Origin of the sequence: Burkholderia aenigmatica, assembly GCF_902499175.1 — a bacterium.
Lineage (GTDB): Bacteria > Pseudomonadota > Gammaproteobacteria > Burkholderiales > Burkholderiaceae > Burkholderia > Burkholderia aenigmatica.
The window spans coordinates 1-16311 of sequence record NZ_CABVQC010000021.1 but is presented as its reverse complement, the minus strand read 5'-3'; the positions used below and the strand labels follow the sequence as shown (position 1 = coordinate 16311).

Below are 16311 nucleotides of genomic sequence, written 5' to 3'. Positions count from 1 at the left end.
ACCGGTCGATTTGGAGGGTGCCGTGTCAGACGAAGCAATCATCGCAGCAACGACGCAGGTCGTGTACGCAAGTGAAATTAGCGAAAGTGACTGGTCCGCCGTGAAGCAACGTCACGTCGTGGGCCAATTTAAGGCTGCATGTTGTAACGCAGCAATGGTCCCCAAGACGAGCCTTGGTGGGCTCCGTTTCTTCGCGCATGCGTCCGGGGAATGTGGAAACGCACCGGAGTCGGTGTGGCACGAAGAAACGAAAGCCAGCGTCTTTGACGCCTTCGCGTCTGTGGCCTCATTGGCGTCAGTCGAGTCGCCGGGGCGCGGCGCCGTCGGTCGATGGATTGCGGACGTGCATGTTCGCGTCGGCAATAGGCAGATTGCAATCGAGATTCAACATTCGCAGCAGACATTGGCCGAATATCTCCGCAGGCAACGTCGTTACCGCGATGGCGGCTGGGAGTGCTACTGGTTGTTGTATAGGCCAAGATTTTTCACCCTAGCCAAGGCAGTTGCAACGCGAGTCATCAAAGAGCGATACGGCGGTCGCTGGCCGGACCCGAGTCCCAAGGGCTTCGGATTGCCCGAACTCCCTTTTGCGTTGATCGAAAATCAGGGTAGCCAGATTGTCATGGGCCCGGACTTGAGCATTGACCTTCTTCCTTGGGCGCAGGCGATTAAAGATCAAAGGTACCGGTACGAAGAAGGGCGGTGGATCGTCGCCGATGTCTAGCAGATGCACAAGAATGCAACCGCACGTGTTGGCCCCGAAGCTCACAAAAAAGTTCGTGCTCCCTTGCGATCCAATCCGGATTCCGTCAACGCGACTGCATCGAGGGCTAGGCGACAGCGAACTCGTCGATCTCCACGATGGCCTGATTCTTTCCGGAAAGAAGTCGGACTTCATGATGGGAATTCTGGCTTCCCGGCGCATCCGGAACACGGCGGCACTCGATGTGATTCTGCCGGCTCGCCAGCACGCTCAGAGACGAGGCACCGTAGATGCGCGTATCGAAGCCCGGTTGGGCTTTGCGGAGTTCCGCGCCGACATGCGACAGGTTCACCCAGCTGCCATCTTTCGCCGCGGCGCGCACGGCGCTCGCAAAGAGCCCCTGAATGTCGGCCTTGACCAGCGGCGTTACAATGGGCGGCTCCGCCGGCGTCCGCAGGTCCTCGACCCACGTGAACGTGTCGCAAGCAGCTACGAACGCCTCGCAAGCCTTGCGCTCGCCGAAGCCGTAGACGGCTTTGCCTGACTCGCGCAGGCGAGTCGCGAGGCGCGTGAAGTCGCTATCGCTAGAGACGATGCAGAAGCCGTCGACATTCTCGGTGTAGAGAGTGTCCATAGCGTCGATGATCAGCGCCGAGTCGGTAGCGTTCTTGCCCGAGCAGTACGCGAACTGCTGCACCGGCTGGATCGCGTTGCGGTGGAGCTGGGATTTCCAGCTACCGAGGTTCGAGGTGGTCCAGTCGCCGAACGCGCGACGGATGATCACCTTGCCGAACTTCGACGCGGCCTTGATCACTTCGGTAATGACCGATGCGGATGCATTGTCTGCGTCGATCAGCAGGGCGAGGCGGGGTTGGTTGGTGTCGTGCATGTTGGTTCCGTTCGTCATGGAATCCACGATACCTGGGGCCGTTCACGTTTCAAGGCCGTGCGCGGCGCGAGCAGACGAGATGTATCATCCGGGTGTCAACACATCCGGACAAGAAGCATGAAGAACGAGAACGGCGGTCGGCGTCAGCGGGACATGACTCCAGGCCCGTTCAGTTGGCACCACACCTCACGACGCTTTGTCGGGTACTTCATCTTCTGCTTGATCGCGGGCGGCGCGCTGCTGTTCTGCCTATGGTTCAAACACCGCTTCTGGAATGAACCGTTAGGCTTCGACGGGATCATCTTGTGGTTCGCGATCGTGCTGATCATTGTGGGTCCAATACGGATCGGACTTCTACGATTGATGGAGAGTGGGTTCGACCGCAAGCGATAGCTTGGACTGCCGGGCAGCCTTGCTGGCCGGGAATGCCGATTTCACCCAATTCCAATACCTCGCCCAAGTGGTCCACGGGCGTCAGATTGACGCCTTCAGGCGGCTGCAAGCGCCAGAGCCTGCTGTTGCGGGTCGAGCATCTTCGGGTAGGGCCTTGCCTCAGCGAATGTCCGCTCAAGCAGTCGCTTCTCCCCTGGCCGACCGATACTGAAAACGTAGCAGTGGTTGCCAGGGTGCTTGACGCGAGCGAATGCCCCACTGGATAGGACCTCGTCGATCCATTCCGCCGGCGCCTGTCCGAATCGTCGCTCCGGAGCACCAAGCCGCACCAGATTCCTTTCCGCTCCCTGGGCGCCTTGCTCCTGACGGCGAATCTTCGAGATCGCGCGGGGGGCTGAGCACATGCCCACTCGCGGACAGATGCAGGACGCGGGAGGCCGACCGCCCGACGTAGCGGGCGCTACCTGCTTGGTAGATGATGCCGACGTGCCCTGGCATGACAACCCGCCCGGCAGCGGTGTGTCGTGGCACCGGATCGGAGTAGGCAATCACGCCCTTGATCTGCGGCTTGGACTGCTGGAGCGCAACAAATGCCCGTTTGAGGAAGTACGTCTCCCCGTTGTACGGGACGTTGTCCAGCAAGATGAAGCGACCGAGATCAACACCGGCGGACGGGGCCAGGCCGGTGTACTTCGGGATTGCCGCGTTGTTCATGGGCACGCTGAACACGCAAACTCCCACGAGCTCCGTGCCGCGGAACAGGCCCGCGCGCTCGACCGCGGCGGGATAGCTGGCCGAGTAGTGGTGTTCGACGACAAACTGTTTCGCGACGGAATCGCTGATCAGGTCGACGGCGTAGTCCTGTTTCCGGAAACCTTCGTCCCGGTCGACGCGCCAGTAGTCTCGGCCGAGGCGCCAACGTTGGACAGGGCATGCGTTCGTGGTGATCTGCATCGACATTTCCGCCTCGATCAAGCAGCCGTTTGGGTGAACAGCCGCTCGTGGCCGAAGTTGGCGCGAACCAGAGCCTCCGCCTGGACTGGGGAGACACTGTTGCCGCACATGCGAATCCGCGCAGTGATCGAAAGCGGGATGCGCGGGATGTCGCGCGGATCGCCGGGCACCTGAACGCCGTCTACAAACAGCAGCTTCGGATCGGGGATCTCATGGATGATGTAGCTATCTGGGAACGCCTGCCCTCGGTAGAGCTCGCGATCCTTCAACATACGCAGCGTGATGTCGACGAGAACCCACCAGGCGCCGTCGTGAAGCATCATCACCATGTCGGCGTCTTCAGTGAATTCGTCCGGAAGATGCTCGCGCAGCAGCGCAGCGCACATGCGGGCCTTCGCGCGGTGCTCATCCGGCAGGCAGGCAGCCGGGACCTTCACGGCCTGCACAAGTCCCATGCGGGCCTTGGTCGGCAACGTGTGCATCGGGGCGCCGATGTCCTGCCACTGGCCGCCCGAGCTGTAGTACTTGATCAGATAGGCCGTGATAAGGCGCTGATTGGCACCTTTTGACGCGATCGTCGACAGCGGAGCAGTTGCGGGGCGGCCGCCGTTATCCTCCCAGAAGCCGCCGTTTGCCTGCTCGAAGAAAGCGGTGGCCAGTGCCTGCTCACCGCGATGCGCGCCAGTGATGGTCGGCAGCGGATGAGCCGGCGTGCTGCCGGCGCGCTCGCCGTGATGGGTTACATGCATCAAGTGCGCCGACACGATGCCGAGCGGGGCTGATCCGCCGGGCCGCTTCACGAAGCTGTTGGCCGTGACGGTCGGCATCGGCTCGTCCATCGATGCGCCGGAGCTGCCGGTACGGAACTTCGTGATGTGCGCGGCGACGATCGCCTGCTTTACCCCGCCGGCTACAGCAGTGCCGAGCGGGGCGGTGATCTCCTGCGTGCGTGGCCGCTGGCCCGGGCGCTCGCCGTAGCCGACCGTGATCAGGTGCGCGCTCGCCAGTGCGTGCTGATTCCCGCCAGCCGACACGGTCGACAGCGGCTGCTCGACGCTATCGGCGCCGAGATGCGCCTCGCTCGTGCCGCGCAGTTTCACCATCGTCGGCGCGACGACGGAAAAGTGGCCGCCTTTGACCTGCGCGCAGATCGTTCGCAGGGGCTCGTCGGCGCGCATCGTCCGCTGGTTGCTGGCGTTTGCGTGCTCGTTGACAAAGGGCGCCGCCACGGCGTCGCCGGATGGGACGATAAACGGATTCGGGCTCGCGAGCACGTGGCGCCACATTCCCTTGGCGACGCGGCGCAGTGTGTTGCGCACGAGCTCCTTCTGTCGGCCGAAGATGCTTGGAGCGCTGATGCTGAAATCGATGCACTCGGCAGCCGTGCGGTAGGGGGCAAGCATACCGGCGAGGACTTCGCGCGAGGCTGGTTCACCATGCGTTGGCTCGGGGAACACGATGGGCAGGCCGTCACGCCGTCCAACGATGAACAGGCGCTTTCGAAGCGTAGGCGCTCCGTTGTCGCACGCGCGCAGTTCCCGCCAATCGACAGTGTAGCCAAGGCCGGATACAAGCCGCTTTGCGTCGGGGCTGTCGAGTTCGATCCCGAGTGCTTCGCATGCCTCGGCTAGTGCGGGATGTGTCGCGTCGACGCCACTGGTAATCATTCCGATGAACGCGCGGAATGTCTCGCCCTTCTTGGACGGGTCCGGCACCCAGATCCCCGGAGACACCTCGATCAAATCCCCCCATGTCACAAATTCTTCGACGTTTTCGATCATGAACGTCCGCGGCGACGTTGTCAGGAGCCATCGCAACGTGACCCAGGCCAGCCCGCGGATGTTTTTGGAGACCGGCGTGCTGCCCTTCGCCTTCGAGAAGTGCTTGCAGTCCGGCGACAACCACACAAGGCCGACCGGGCGATTCTGCGTGACCTCGATAGGATCGACGTCCCACACGGATTCGCACAGGTGCTTTGTGTACGGGTGGTTCAGTGCGTGCATCGCGAGCGCTTCGGGATCGTGGTTGATCGCGATGTCGACGGGGCGTCCGAATGCGGCTTCCAGCCCGGTGCTGGTGCCGCCACCTCCAGCGAAGTTATCGATGATCAACTCGTTCCCGAGATCCAGCGGCAAGGTAAAGGCATCGCGCTTCATTTTTTCGTGGTCCTTTGTTCTTAGGCTCGATGGCCTTGAAACCACGATAACAAGCGAGCCTTCTGAAACAAGAGGGGACGAGCGCCGAGTATTTCTGCCTCACATTGACGTCAATTTCCCAGCAGGAAGTTCTTGCCGGTTCCATCTGTTGAGTACCTTTCCCCCCTCGAATAGCGGCTGTTTGACGATTGTTTGGAATCTGGATGGTGGGTAAGGTGGCATCTTCCGGAAATTATTTTTTGGGATGTCCAGAATGAAGAAGCTCATCGTTTTCGCTGCTGCCATCGGCATGTTCTCGGCGGCTCATGCGCAATATGTGTCCAAGCCGCCCGTTTTGGCGCCAACTCAAGGTGCCCATTGCAATGTCGGCTCCGGGCCGTTTCCCTTGATGGCATACGATGCAAATGGCCATTCGATGCAGTGCACGAACACTGGGACGAACGACGCGGGATCGTGGCAGTACGTCGCTGAAAGTGACGTCGATCGCGTCACTCGAAAGCTTGACCAACTGAATGCCACGGATACGCAAATTCTCGCGAAGCTCACGGAGCTGCTCGCAGTCCAACGCGCCAACGTCCAGAAGTAAATCAACCGGGGGCATCTGCGATGGTCGATTTCAGAGCCGAGGCAGAACGTGACCTGTCGCCGAATTTCCTGAGTGGAAGTTTGCAGGGTGCATCCGAAGTATGGCGGCGGATTTGCCGACCGATCACCCGCCGCGCGGCGCGAGGCCGAGCGCTTGCCTTCCTCGATGGTGTGTTGGCTGATCGGCGGCGCGGATCGGACACGGCAGCCCTCGTACTTCCGGAAAAGAATTCGCCGAGCAACGATGACCAGATGGTTATCGCCGATTTTGGCCATCGCCCCGAGCGGGTCCCCCAGTGTCCGTCCATCCGTAATGCTCAGATCCTGAGCATGAACGTCCGTGAGGAAATTTCATGAAAAATCAGATCGTGGCTTCCACTGCCGCAGTCCTGCTTTTGTTCGCTGCCGGCTCCGCCAACGCTGATCCGCTCGGTGTGATCGACGCGCCGAGCCAGATCGTGCCGGCGGTGGCCGCGCCGGCCAACGGATACGATGTCGTGGTGATGCGGCGAGACGCTCGCGGCGCGATCAGCGATTTTGGCGAGCGGCAGACGCACGGCGAGTCCGTGAATTTCGGCGAGCAGTTCAACTATCTGGTTGCCACGAATGGTCCGCGCGACGGGCTCGACGGGTACCGGAAGATGGCGGTCAGCGACATCCAGTCGATGCCGTTCGGCCTCACGACGTTCCGCCTCCAACTGGAGGAAAAGGATTCCGGCAGCGAACTCACGGTCAATCGGCGAGTGTGGCTGAACGCCGGCGAGGATACCGCTGTCGTGCATGGGCTCAACGGCCAGGACTATCTGGTCAAGCTGCGCCGCGTCGACGGCTGATTCGCACGACCTCGCGATGACTAATTCTCTCCCGAAAGCCATACCCGACGGTCGGAAGACGGATCAGGACCGTCTTCGGCAACTCGCGAAGATCGAATCGACGATTCGACTCTCTCGGCAGTTGGCATCGCATCCAATCAAGCTTGGCCCGGCGGGCTATACGGCTCTTTTTGCGGCTGTTCTGTACGCCGTGCTGGTGAACGCCCTCGAGGCGAGCCTGGATCACACCCGGTGGCACGTCAGTGGCGACGTGGGCATCCTCATCAGCGGGGCGGCCGCCATTCTGGCGGGCGTGGTCGCCTATCGACGGTCCCCGTACAAGACGTATACCGGAAGGGTATATGGGTTGCTCGCGGAGTACGAGCCGGTCGACGCCGAAGGCTTCCGCTTGATTCAGGGTCAAGCCGAGAGCGGCTCTCTGAACTCGGACGACATTCTCCAATGGGTCGGATGGGAGCGCCAGGAGATCCGCAGACGATCCGGCCAGACCGAAACGCTCAGCCAAGACACGGCCGCTCGACTGGAATTCATTCGGAAACGCCTCTAACCCCTGGACCGGATGGTAATCCGGCCCAACTAAACGCACCGGGTACCCGGTCAGGAAGCCGGTAGCCAATCAGGCCCGCCGATGCGGACCGGGAACTTCTGAGCAGGAAATCGCTGATGAAACGAGTATTGCTGTTGGCCCCGATCTTTGCCGCACTCTCCGGTTGCGGTATTGCTGCGGCACCGTGTCGAATCACGTCAGCCGGCCTCGATATGATCCCACTGGTTGGGCACGTTCTGGCCGCCCCGAGCAACGCTTGCGCGGCCGTAATCGATTGAGGACTGCCCCATGATCCGGCGTATCTTCCGAGCGCTCGACCTGAGCTTCTGTTTCACACAGCGTGCACGGGATGCTCAACTCGCGAGCGTCACGACCGGGATTTCCGTCTCGCTCATGTATGACGGTGGGCTGGAGGTTCAGGCCGACGATCTTGTTCCCGCTTTCCGGAAAGGACAGCCGAAAGTCGAAACCCTCTACGTCGTCGGCCGAATCCTGGAGGGAACTGGCGGCGCATTCAACGCCTTCCACGCGATGTATGACCCCAAGGCCGACTCATGGATGACGCGAGCCAACGGTGTGAGCCGCAAACGTGGGTGCGACGATTTGTGGCTCCAGATCGAAGAATACGAGGATGCGTATCGCGCGGCGGTGGGGCGAATGCGAAAGCGCGCAGCGTTCGGCACAGACACGTGACGACAAGGGCTGCCATCGGGCATTTCAGCGACCGGTATCGGAAACTGTGGGATCTGACGCTGCCCCATAGAACGGTACCTGAGTCCCCTTGAAATCCGGCTTCTGTCTGCCAGCATGGTTCCGACCAATCGAGGCGCGGCTTTTTCAGGCTGTTCCCGGTTCAATCCTGACAGGAACCATCCGTGGCCAAAGCAAAGACCGTCTATAGCTGTACCGAGTGCGGGGCAACCGCCCCCAAGTGGCAAGGCCAGTGTCCCGGGTGTAGCACGTGGAACACGCTTGTCGAAACTGCTGCCGACACCGGATCTGGATCGCACCGCTTCCAGTCCCTCGCAAAGAGCGCCCCGGTCCAAAAGCTGGCGGACATCGAAGCGACTGACGTGCCGCGATTCTCGACTGGCGTCGGCGAATTTGACCGCGTCCTCGGTGGCGGCCTGGTGGCTGGCGGCGTGGTGCTGATTGGCGGCGATCCGGGCATTGGGAAATCGACTCTTCTGCTGCAGTCCCTCGGCGCGATCGCTGGCGAGCGCAAGACGCTCTACGTGAGCGGTGAAGAATCGGCAGCGCAAATCGCCCTCCGCGCTCAGCGCTTGTCGCTGCTCGAGGACGATTCGAAGGCCAGTGACCTTCAGCTACTCGCCGAAATTCAACTGGAGCGTATCCAGGCGACGATCGAGGCTGAAAAGCCCGACGTGGCAGTGATCGATTCGATCCAGACGATCTATTCGGAGGCGCTGACCTCCGCACCGGGGTCAGTGGCCCAGGTTCGTGAGTGTGCGGCGCAGCTCACGCGGATCGCCAAACAGTCCGGTACCGCGATCATCATGGTTGGTCACGTGACGAAAGAGGGCAACCTGGCGGGGCCGCGCGTGCTCGAGCACATTGTTGATACGGTGCTGTATTTCGAAGGCGATACCCATTCGTCTTTCCGGCTCGTCCGGGCGTTCAAGAACCGCTTCGGCGCAGTGAACGAGCTCGGCGTGTTCGCCATGACGGAAAAGGGACTGCGAGGCGTGGCGAACCCGTCGGCGCTGTTTCTGTCTCGTCACGATCAGACGGTTCCGGGTTCCTGCGTGATGGTCACGCAGGAGGGAACGAGACCGCTTCTCGTGGAAATTCAGGCGCTGGTCGATGGCACTCACTCCCCGAATCCGCGGCGCCTCGCTGTCGGCCTCGAGCAGAACCGGCTCGCGATGCTGCTGGCGGTGCTACACCGGCACGCGGGCGTCGCATGCTTCGATCAGGACGTGTTTCTCAATGCCGTTGGTGGAGTGAAGATCACCGAGCCGGCCGCGGATCTTGCCGTGCTGCTCTCGATCCACTCGTCCATGCGAAACAAGGCGATGCCGAAGGGGCTGATCGCCTTTGGAGAGGTCGGCCTGGCGGGCGAAATTCGTCCGTCACCGCGCGGACAGGAACGCTTGAAGGAGGCTGCGAAACTCGGTTTCTCGGTGGCGCTAATCCCCAAGGCGAACGCCCCGAAACAACCTATTGATGGGCTTACTGTGGTCGCGGTCGACCGGATTGAGGAGGCGATCGACAAGGTCAAGGGGCTGGAATAGTGGGGGCAGGGGGATTCGGAACTATCTTGAATGCTTTTCGGAAACAAGTTGAAAGATCAACCGCTGGACCGTACTGGGCATAGCTCGGCAAGCCAAAGTCAGAGTTGATTTCTTGTACGGACGCCTCCAGTATTTCGAATCGCGGGTCAAGCTTGGGCGTTGTAGGCCGATAAACGGATGAATGTGGCGGGGATGCAAAGCATGAAAGGCGTCGGAGAGTTGAAAAAGAAGGGAAGCGACGGCCAAGTGCCTGGCTGGACGCTGTTGGTCGGTTTGCTGGGCTGGGTCGTTGCGCCGATGATTTTGGTGGCATGCCAAGATCATGCCCTCTCGTGGAAGGTTGGGATTCCGGCTTCGATCGCCGCGATCGCCATTGGCGCGTTTCTGGAGCGATGGCTGGATCGCAAGTACCAACCGGCGTGCGAGCGCGGTTAGCTATGGTGATTTCCTGGCTCGAGTGTTTTGCGAAGCGGCGCTACATTGACGCATGGACCTGATCGAACCGAAAATTCGCCCCGTATGCGATGCGCTGAATGCCATCGCGGACGTCCGCACGCTCTGGTCATGCGAGGGCCATGCTTCACGGCCTTCTCGCCCCTATGTCGTGTTCGAGGCGCCAGAGACGATCGCTCTGCAGATCCACCGAATGATCGGGGATGGGCATGCCGGCGGCGCGCTGAATTACTGGTGGAACATGACGGCAAACTTCCGGGAAAATGGCCAGCTACAGTGGCTCATCGAAGCGCCGACGATTCCGGGCTGGCATTACCTACCGATCGCCAGGCGAAGGATCGACGCGGAGTTGCGAACGTTCGCCTCGCTGCTAAATGATCGCCAGTGGGCGTGATCGAGATTGGGGAAATCAGGTGACCAGCGCCATGATCAAGTCTCTCCCCCTGTATAATCGACAGCGTTGGCTCTCTCTCGGCCTGGCGGTCATCATTGCCGTCAGCATCCCCATCGTCATGAGGCTCGAACCGAAGTGCTCACCTCAATTGCCGATCGCCGGCGCAGTCGCGTTCGTCCTGTGCATCCGGGCGGCACGAGGATATACGCTTCGCGCGAGGAAGAAGTAATCTGCCTGCCCGGCTAGACCAGCAGGTTGTAGCTTTCGTGCGAGAGGAACTTCAGAGGCTTGAGAGATGCTGCGTCGACCAGCAGGCGGTATCGCAAACCCAGCGGGATCGAAAAATCGCCGCGTCGGGACGTCAGCATCTTCCCGCCAAGAGTAAGGGGATGTGCTCCCTGCTTGAGTCTGCCTAGAACCTCCAACGCACGCTCGAGAACGGCCGGCAGATGCATTGCTGCGCTCAGATCGATCGGCGCGTTCGCGGCGGCCGCGACGAGTTTTGAGCGGTGCGCAGCAGCTTTCTCCGCGGCGCGGCGCGATTCATCCGCGATCGCAGCACGCCGTGCATCGACTTCGGCCGCCGCCATGGCCACTGCTTCGGCGTGACGGTCTCGGCGTGCCTCAGCGGCCTTTGCCGCCATCAGTGCAGGACGTGCCTCGTTTGCGCATCGATGGCAGAACTTCCCCAAGCCGGAATGGCCGCATTCGAATCGTTTTTTCATGGCTGAATGTGTGTGGCTGCGTTACTCGCTCTCTACGGTGGCGAGCCACGCCATCTCACGCGCCTTGTCTACAGCGGCATCCATTTTCGGCGCAGTGTCTCGATCGATCCACCGCTGTACGTTCTCGTGCCACGTCTCGATCGCATACCATTTCACCTTGCATGCGCTTCGCTCAACCACCCGGACGGGATGCGGGCAGGTCTCATTCTGCGGCAGGAACAGCACGAGCTCCGAAGTGGCCGGCATCATCGACCTTTCCTCGTGGAATATGTACGCGAAGTGGGGTATGGCAGGCTCGTCCTGCACTGGCGCCGGTTCGACTTCAGGCGTACCACCTGCAGGAGAACTCGCCGGGAATCCATGCAGAACCAATATGCGAGCCAGAGCAGCCAGCGGGGAAAGCGTTACCTGGTTTGGTTCAGACAGCGGGATGTTTCCGGAAAGTAGTTGATTCAGCATTCATTCTCCGATGCAGCCGGCGAGCGCGATCGCGCGGGATGTGCCCGTAAATTACGGCAGCAGATGCCGATTATTTAGGGTCATCGCATGTAGTCCTATTCCAAGGCAACCTGACGTCCTAGAAGGGTTGTGCCTGTTCTTAGTGTCCGATACTTCCTGACGAGAACGCAAGAGATGCTTCCCACCAGGAAGGATCTGTATAATCGGTCGTGATTCGACCTATCGGCAGCTGGGCCGCAACCAGCCAATCGGCCTCTGGCCATGAACTTCCGACGCCATCACGCCGTCACTCACCTCAACCCATACGGGGCATTCTGTCCCGCTGGGCGTCTGCTTCGTAATTCCCAGGAGCAGCTACTCATGTACGACGCAAAAACTGCAACCGACTACGTCAAGGGGGCGTTCCCCTACAAATTCGACAGGATCGAGGTCACCGGCGGCGTGTTTTCCGGTCCCCCGCCTGGCGATTATCTGATGGCCGATTTTCAGCGCCCTCGCGAGCCCGTTTCCTTTTGTCTGCTGGGCGAATGGTATTGCGACTACCCCAGCGGTCCTCATTTGGGCGTCCTGGCCCACATGGTCGCTGACATCGTCGGTGGCGGTGGATTCTACGGATTGGCGGGTGCTCGCCGGATCTCATAATTTCCGATTCACCAGCGGGCGTGTGATATCGGACGTCCACGTCGCAAGGTGATCGCGGACCGGCACTGCAATTTATTTCCTGACAGGAAGTTTTTCGCCTATATTTAAGGCGTTTTCAACGGTAGCTGGACCCAAAACCAGCCAGTACGGCAGCTGTAACGCCGTCATCCTTTCACACCACTCTGGTGTTTTACCCTCGCGGGGCTTTCGTCCCGGAGGGGCGTCTGCTTCGCTGCCCTCAAGGAGCAGACCATGCCTTTCCTGTACGTTGTGCAATGCGATCGCTGCGGCCATTCCCACCGTGGGGTATTCAACGGGGATTGCCGTCACAACATCGAATGCCTGACCGGCGACCATTTCGACGCTCATTTCGGACCGGCCGGCAGGCAGATCCGTAAGTCGTCCAAGTGACTGTTCACATGATCCCTGCGGAGCACGCCCGCGAGGGCTAATTCCGCTGAATTCAAGGAGCAGTCACCATGGACGGTATCCAGTATCGAAACGGCAGTGCGATCAAGCACTTTCTGTCCGCATCGGCTGCAATCAGCTATGCGGCCAGGAATGAGATCGGGGATTACAAGCTGCGCGAGGTCACGAAAGATGCAATCGTGAACGTCGCGCTCGAGTGGACCCCGGATCCTTCCAAGATCCGCGAGCAGGAATATCCGCAGATTTTCGATCTCAACCCGCACGAGCGGAGGGGGATGGAACTGCTGGCGATTTCTAAGCATCGCGGCTGGAGTCTGTGCCAGCACGATCCATGGCTTTACGAGGGGACGCTCGACGCTCTCTCACGATACGTGCTCGTGCAGGCCTGCGCGATGATTCAGTTTCCGTACCCAACCGGAGACGAAGACAAGCGTCGCAAGGCTAAGCTTGACGCGATGATCTTCGCGGATGCGAATCCGCTCACGACACGTCGCGTGGGCAGTTTTTGCTTCGCGGTGTGTCCGAGGGTCGTGTACTTCACGGCGCCCCGCTACGCGGCAGGGTGGATGCGAGGTGAAGTGGCCACGGCAATCATCGAAATGATCGAGGGCGACGACGGCGAGGAGCTTGACGCCGTTCTGAAGGCCATCCCCGTGAACGGCGGTCCCCGCGATTTCACGGCGGTGGTCAAAGCCACCCTCGAGCAGTTGGAGGTGACGTATGGCTGATCCGAAGCTCACGCCTGCAGCGGACTGGCAAACACCAGTCCGAGGTGCCAACGACGACGAGTATCAGATCTACGTTGCCAACGCAATTGCGCTGGGCTGGAAGGTCAAGAGCTACGACGACTGGCTCAACAGCTAGGCGCCCGCGGTCTTTCAGTTTACGACCAGCGTGGGGCAGGAGATTCCCTCGGGCATCTCCAGCCGCCTGTCTCGACACGTCGATTGAAGTGTCGATCATACGGCCCGTGGCGCCCCCGTTTTGGGGGCGCCACGGGCCTTTTCCATTTGTCGGGTACGCCGGTGCTGAATTTCGGAGATTCGCGTCGGCAGATCCTTAGGGGGACGTACCTGATGACTCTGGCAGCTCTAAAGCTGTGCAGGGGGGCTCTCCGTTAACAGGGTGTGAATTCCTCGCTGCCGCCCATTGAAAACGAGGGCGCGGTCTGGATAATGGCTCAATCGTGGGATTCGAATGGCAGGGAGGAAAGGTGATCGAGATAAGACGCCGGCGGCAAGGGATGTTCGACGTGGTGTTCGGCCTGGACGAGCTGGAGGATCTGCTTCGCAAGCATGGCTGTGCCGGTGTCGTCGATATCGATTCCGGCATGAAACTGGAAGTTCATGACGTCTACGGCCGAATGACCGTGTTCTCGCCCGGAGCGATTTCGAGCATCTCGGCTACAGCGGCAACAGTCATCGCCATGGCCAGCAAAGGGAAATTCGTTCAACGCACCGGGAAGCCCATTCCGCTGCGATCCAACATTGATATCGAGCGTGTCGACCAGGTCGCGGTCGTAATCGATCGGGACGAGGGCGGCTGTAGCGTCACGAACGACATTCTCGCCGTGGTGGATCATCTTCTGCGCAACGGGCACGTCCGCGAGGACGACGCGTTCGTGTACCGCGACAGTATGAAGGTCTACGACGGCGTGCAGGTGGTCAACGGTGTGTTCGGTCGCTTCATTGCGCTGCAGGAAACTGATGCGATGCGCGCAGTTTCCCGTCTCCGGGAGAAGATGGGACCACTTCGTAGCAAGTAGCCTCCCGCTCCGTGAAGCGCCCTCCCAAGATAAATTTTCTCGGGGAACAAGACAGGAAGCGCATGGCAGATTCGAATAGGGGCGATTCGCCACCACTGCATACCATGGGACTTGCTTTCGTGAAACGCCTTGTTAGCCTGACGGGAACAAGCATTCCTGGGGAAAATGATGAGCGAAAAAGATGCGAGCGCCGTTTTGGGTGGTAGTGCGCATAGTGCAAGTGACGTCGGCCGAGATTTACCTGCTACGAACAGCGAAGCCAAAGTCCATCAGTTTGCTCCCGGCGATCGGGTGCGTGTCTCCGAAGACGTGAAAACCAGATACTTCCCTCAGTCGGAGCAGGCCGGACGTGCCGGGTGGACTGGGACAGTCAATACCCTGTGCAGCCGCCCCTTCGAAGATCACGTCTATGTGGACTTCGACCTGCGCCCGCGGCAAAGACGTCAGCGTCTCAAGGAATTCATGGACGTCCGGGATCTCGAGCGGGCGCCGGAAATTCCGTCGGCCAAGTAACTTAACCGCCCGATTCAGCGCTGTCGGTGCTCCGCTTGGCGGATTCCCATCAAGAAGTTATCGTGTACAATCAACCTGATTTCCCACGGTAGCTGGTCCGTATCCAGCCTCGGCCCTTTTGCGGCTGTAATTCTGGCATCCCTAGCTGGTGCCGAATCTTGAACCCTAGCGGGGCACACAGCCCTGCAGGGTTGTCTGCTTCGCGTTCCCGGAGCAGAGCATGAATCAACCTCGACCGCGGTCTCGCCGCAAGGTCTCGCAAGACCAGATTGTTCTGCCGTTACTCGATTGCATCGAAAACGAAGGCGGCAAGGCGCATACCCACGACCTTTACGACGCGATCGCACTCAAGTGCGGCGTGCCGGATGTCGAACAGCAAGAAACGACGCTACTCGCAGGACGAAATGTCAACGTGTACCAGCGATCTGTCAGGTGGGCGCAGCAGCGCGCCCGTTTGATGGGGCTGATCAACTCGTCCGGTCGCGGCGAATGGGATCTGACGGGCAAAGGGCGAGACGCACTTCGTCAGGCCGCACCTGGCATCGTCATCACCATCTTCACGACGAGCAAAGGTGTGGCGCTGTTCGGCGAAGCGAAGGAGGCCGTCGCGCACATCGACGACGGATCTCTCAGACTGATCCTGACGTCGCCTCCGTATCCGCTTCTCCGCGAAAAGCAGTACGGCAATAAGCCTGTCGAAGAGTATCTCGACTGGTTGATGCGGATTGCCGAACTGTGGCCGCAGAAGCTGGCGGGCGACGGCTCGGTGGTGCTCAATCTTGGAGACGTATTCCAGAGCGGCGAGCCGATGTTGTCGACGTATCAGGAACGGTTGATCATCCGGCTCGAGGACGATCTGGGATGGAAGCTGTGTTCCCGATACGCCTGGCACAACCCGTCGAAGATGCCAGCGCCGGCGGAGTGGGTTACCGTGCGCCGCGTCCGCGTCAAGCCGTCGCTCGAGCAGATCTACTGGCTCGCACCGAACGGCGATCCGTATGCCGACAATTCTCAGGTACTCGTGCCGTACAGCGAGTCCATGCGATCGCGCATTGCCGCGGGTGGTGAGAAGGCGGCTGTACGACCCAGTGGCCACGAGCTGTCGGCCGGCGCTTTCGACGTCGACAACGGAGGGGCAATACCACCAAATCTGATCGTCGCGGCGAATACCGAGTCGAACAGTCATTACATGAAGGCTTGCCGTGAGCAGGATCTGCCGGTCCATCCGGCGCGGTTTCCGGGCGCTGTCCCGGAACACTTCATCAAGCTGTGCACGATGGAAGGCGACACGGTCTACGACCCGTTCTCGGGTTCGTTCAAGACTGGAGCAGAGGCTGAGCGGCTTGGCCGGAACTGGATCGGAAGCGAATTGATGCTTGACTACGTGTTGGGGGGAGCAAACCGCTTTCCGGATGCAGTACTGACACGGCAAGGCATCGGTGATTTCCGGCGGGCCGCGGATCTTTTCGCCTGCTAAGCAGGCATGTCGGCACCACTCCCGGTGCCTCATTTTTTTACCCTAGCGGGAAGCTGTTCCCGCTAGTGCAGTGTTCCGTTCTGTTTGGAACTTAAGCGACTGTTGGCGCGAATGACCTTCTGCAAGATGTCGCGCGCGC

General features: G+C 60.4%; 23 protein-coding genes. 17 read left to right on the top strand and 6 right to left on the bottom strand.

The window, feature by feature from the left end; all coding sequences use genetic code 11:
• Positions 1 to 22 precede the first annotated feature (22 nt).
• Complete coding sequence (locus BDO18943_RS16660) at positions 23 to 724, top strand: competence protein CoiA family protein (RefSeq protein WP_025496461.1); 702 nt, start codon at positions 23 to 25, stop codon at positions 722 to 724.
• A 106-nt stretch (positions 725 to 830) separates the two neighbouring features.
• Here BDO18943_RS16660 and BDO18943_RS16655 read toward each other — a convergent pair whose 3' ends face one another.
• Entirely contained in the window at positions 831 to 1592 is a 762-nt protein-coding gene (locus tag BDO18943_RS16655) for an NYN domain-containing protein (protein WP_025496462.1), read from the bottom strand.
• Positions 1593 to 1709: 117 nt separating this feature from the next.
• Between BDO18943_RS16655 and BDO18943_RS16650 the strand changes: the two genes are divergently transcribed.
• A complete protein-coding gene (locus tag BDO18943_RS16650) occupies positions 1710 to 1985 on the top strand; it encodes a hypothetical protein (protein WP_025496463.1) in 276 nt (91 codons plus the stop codon).
• Between the two features lie 174 nt (positions 1986 to 2159).
• Here BDO18943_RS16650 and BDO18943_RS16645 read toward each other — a convergent pair whose 3' ends face one another.
• Both BDO18943_RS16645 and BDO18943_RS16640 read right to left on the bottom strand, forming a co-directional pair.
• On the bottom strand, positions 2160 to 2939 hold the full coding sequence (locus BDO18943_RS16645) for a Mom family adenine methylcarbamoylation protein (protein WP_137962558.1): 780 nt from the start codon (positions 2937 to 2939) through the stop codon (positions 2160 to 2162).
• Positions 2940 to 2956: 17 nt separating this feature from the next.
• Positions 2957 to 5095: a DNA cytosine methyltransferase gene (locus tag BDO18943_RS16640; protein WP_137962557.1), complete on the bottom strand. Its 2139-nt coding sequence runs from the start codon at positions 5093 to 5095 to the stop codon at positions 2957 to 2959.
• A 253-nt stretch (positions 5096 to 5348) separates the two neighbouring features.
• On the opposite strand from BDO18943_RS16640, the gene BDO18943_RS16635 reads away from it, so the two are divergent.
• From BDO18943_RS16635 to BDO18943_RS16600, 9 genes are all read left to right on the top strand, one after another.
• Positions 5349 to 5681: a hypothetical protein gene (locus BDO18943_RS16635; protein WP_137962556.1), complete on the top strand. Its 333-nt coding sequence runs from the start codon at positions 5349 to 5351 to the stop codon at positions 5679 to 5681.
• Positions 5682 to 5701: 20 nt separating this feature from the next.
• Positions 5702 to 6037, top strand: a complete 336-nt coding sequence (locus tag BDO18943_RS16630; protein ID WP_137962555.1) for a hypothetical protein — start codon at positions 5702 to 5704, stop codon at positions 6035 to 6037.
• Positions 6034 to 6513 (top strand): hypothetical protein, encoded by a 480-nt coding sequence (locus tag BDO18943_RS16625; protein ID WP_137962554.1) that lies wholly within the window; start codon positions 6034 to 6036, stop codon positions 6511 to 6513. Before BDO18943_RS16630 ends, BDO18943_RS16625 begins: the two co-directional genes overlap by 4 nt.
• Before the next feature lie 16 nt (positions 6514 to 6529).
• Positions 6530 to 7060: a hypothetical protein gene (locus BDO18943_RS16620; protein WP_137962553.1), complete on the top strand. Its 531-nt coding sequence runs from the start codon at positions 6530 to 6532 to the stop codon at positions 7058 to 7060.
• A 116-nt stretch (positions 7061 to 7176) separates the two neighbouring features.
• The gene (locus tag BDO18943_RS43070; RefSeq protein WP_321533536.1) at positions 7177 to 7338 is read left to right on the top strand and encodes a DUF6726 family protein; all 162 of its coding nucleotides are present in this window, start codon (positions 7177 to 7179) and stop codon (positions 7336 to 7338) included.
• Between the two features lie 10 nt (positions 7339 to 7348).
• The gene (locus tag BDO18943_RS16615) at positions 7349 to 7753 is read left to right on the top strand and encodes a P-loop NTPase family protein (protein WP_137962552.1); all 405 of its coding nucleotides are present in this window, start codon (positions 7349 to 7351) and stop codon (positions 7751 to 7753) included.
• A gap of 182 nt (positions 7754 to 7935) precedes the next feature.
• The gene (gene radA, locus BDO18943_RS16610; protein ID WP_137962551.1) at positions 7936 to 9315 is read left to right on the top strand and encodes a DNA repair protein RadA; all 1380 of its coding nucleotides are present in this window, start codon (positions 7936 to 7938) and stop codon (positions 9313 to 9315) included.
• 192 nt (positions 9316 to 9507) lie between these two features.
• Positions 9508 to 9750, top strand: coding sequence for a hypothetical protein (locus tag BDO18943_RS16605; RefSeq protein WP_235996064.1), 243 nt, complete (start codon positions 9508 to 9510; stop codon positions 9748 to 9750).
• A gap of 52 nt (positions 9751 to 9802) precedes the next feature.
• Positions 9803 to 10162 carry a hypothetical protein gene (locus tag BDO18943_RS16600; protein ID WP_137962549.1) on the top strand — a complete coding sequence of 120 codons (360 nt, stop codon included), beginning with the start codon at positions 9803 to 9805 and terminating at the stop codon, positions 10160 to 10162.
• Positions 10163 to 10404: 242 nt separating this feature from the next.
• Here the strand turns inward: BDO18943_RS16600 and BDO18943_RS16595 are convergent, their stop codons facing one another.
• Both BDO18943_RS16595 and BDO18943_RS16590 read right to left on the bottom strand, forming a co-directional pair.
• On the bottom strand, positions 10405 to 10887 hold the full coding sequence (locus tag BDO18943_RS16595) for a DUF7682 family zinc-binding protein (protein WP_137962547.1): 483 nt from the start codon (positions 10885 to 10887) through the stop codon (positions 10405 to 10407).
• Positions 10888 to 10908: 21 nt separating this feature from the next.
• Positions 10909 to 11346 (bottom strand): hypothetical protein, encoded by a 438-nt coding sequence (locus BDO18943_RS16590; protein WP_137962546.1) that lies wholly within the window; start codon positions 11344 to 11346, stop codon positions 10909 to 10911.
• A 360-nt stretch (positions 11347 to 11706) separates the two neighbouring features.
• Here BDO18943_RS16590 and BDO18943_RS16585 point away from each other — a divergent pair, with 360 nt between their 5' ends.
• Positions 11707 to 11988, top strand: a complete 282-nt coding sequence (locus BDO18943_RS16585; protein ID WP_137962545.1) for a hypothetical protein — start codon at positions 11707 to 11709, stop codon at positions 11986 to 11988.
• A 72-nt stretch (positions 11989 to 12060) separates the two neighbouring features.
• Here the strand turns inward: BDO18943_RS16585 and BDO18943_RS16580 are convergent, their stop codons facing one another.
• On the bottom strand, positions 12061 to 12357 hold the full coding sequence (locus tag BDO18943_RS16580; RefSeq protein WP_137962544.1) for a hypothetical protein: 297 nt from the start codon (positions 12355 to 12357) through the stop codon (positions 12061 to 12063).
• A gap of 110 nt (positions 12358 to 12467) precedes the next feature.
• Here BDO18943_RS16580 and BDO18943_RS16575 point away from each other — a divergent pair, with 110 nt between their 5' ends.
• The 5 genes from BDO18943_RS16575 (at position 12468) to BDO18943_RS16555 (ending at position 16172) form a co-directional block, all read left to right on the top strand.
• Positions 12468 to 13145 (top strand): hypothetical protein, encoded by a 678-nt coding sequence (locus tag BDO18943_RS16575; RefSeq protein WP_137962543.1) that lies wholly within the window; start codon positions 12468 to 12470, stop codon positions 13143 to 13145.
• Positions 13138 to 13281 (top strand): hypothetical protein, encoded by a 144-nt coding sequence (locus BDO18943_RS16570; protein WP_171030066.1) that lies wholly within the window; start codon positions 13138 to 13140, stop codon positions 13279 to 13281. Before BDO18943_RS16575 ends, BDO18943_RS16570 begins: the two co-directional genes overlap by 8 nt.
• 379 nt (positions 13282 to 13660) lie before the next feature.
• Positions 13661 to 14182, top strand: coding sequence for a hypothetical protein (locus BDO18943_RS16565; protein WP_175023352.1), 522 nt, complete (start codon positions 13661 to 13663; stop codon positions 14180 to 14182).
• A gap of 168 nt (positions 14183 to 14350) precedes the next feature.
• On the top strand, positions 14351 to 14695 hold the full coding sequence (locus tag BDO18943_RS42650; RefSeq protein WP_235996062.1) for a hypothetical protein: 345 nt from the start codon (positions 14351 to 14353) through the stop codon (positions 14693 to 14695).
• A 220-nt stretch (positions 14696 to 14915) separates the two neighbouring features.
• A complete protein-coding gene (locus BDO18943_RS16555; RefSeq protein WP_175023351.1) occupies positions 14916 to 16172 on the top strand; it encodes a site-specific DNA-methyltransferase in 1257 nt (418 codons plus the stop codon).
• The last annotated feature ends 139 nt before the right edge of the window (positions 16173 to 16311 follow it).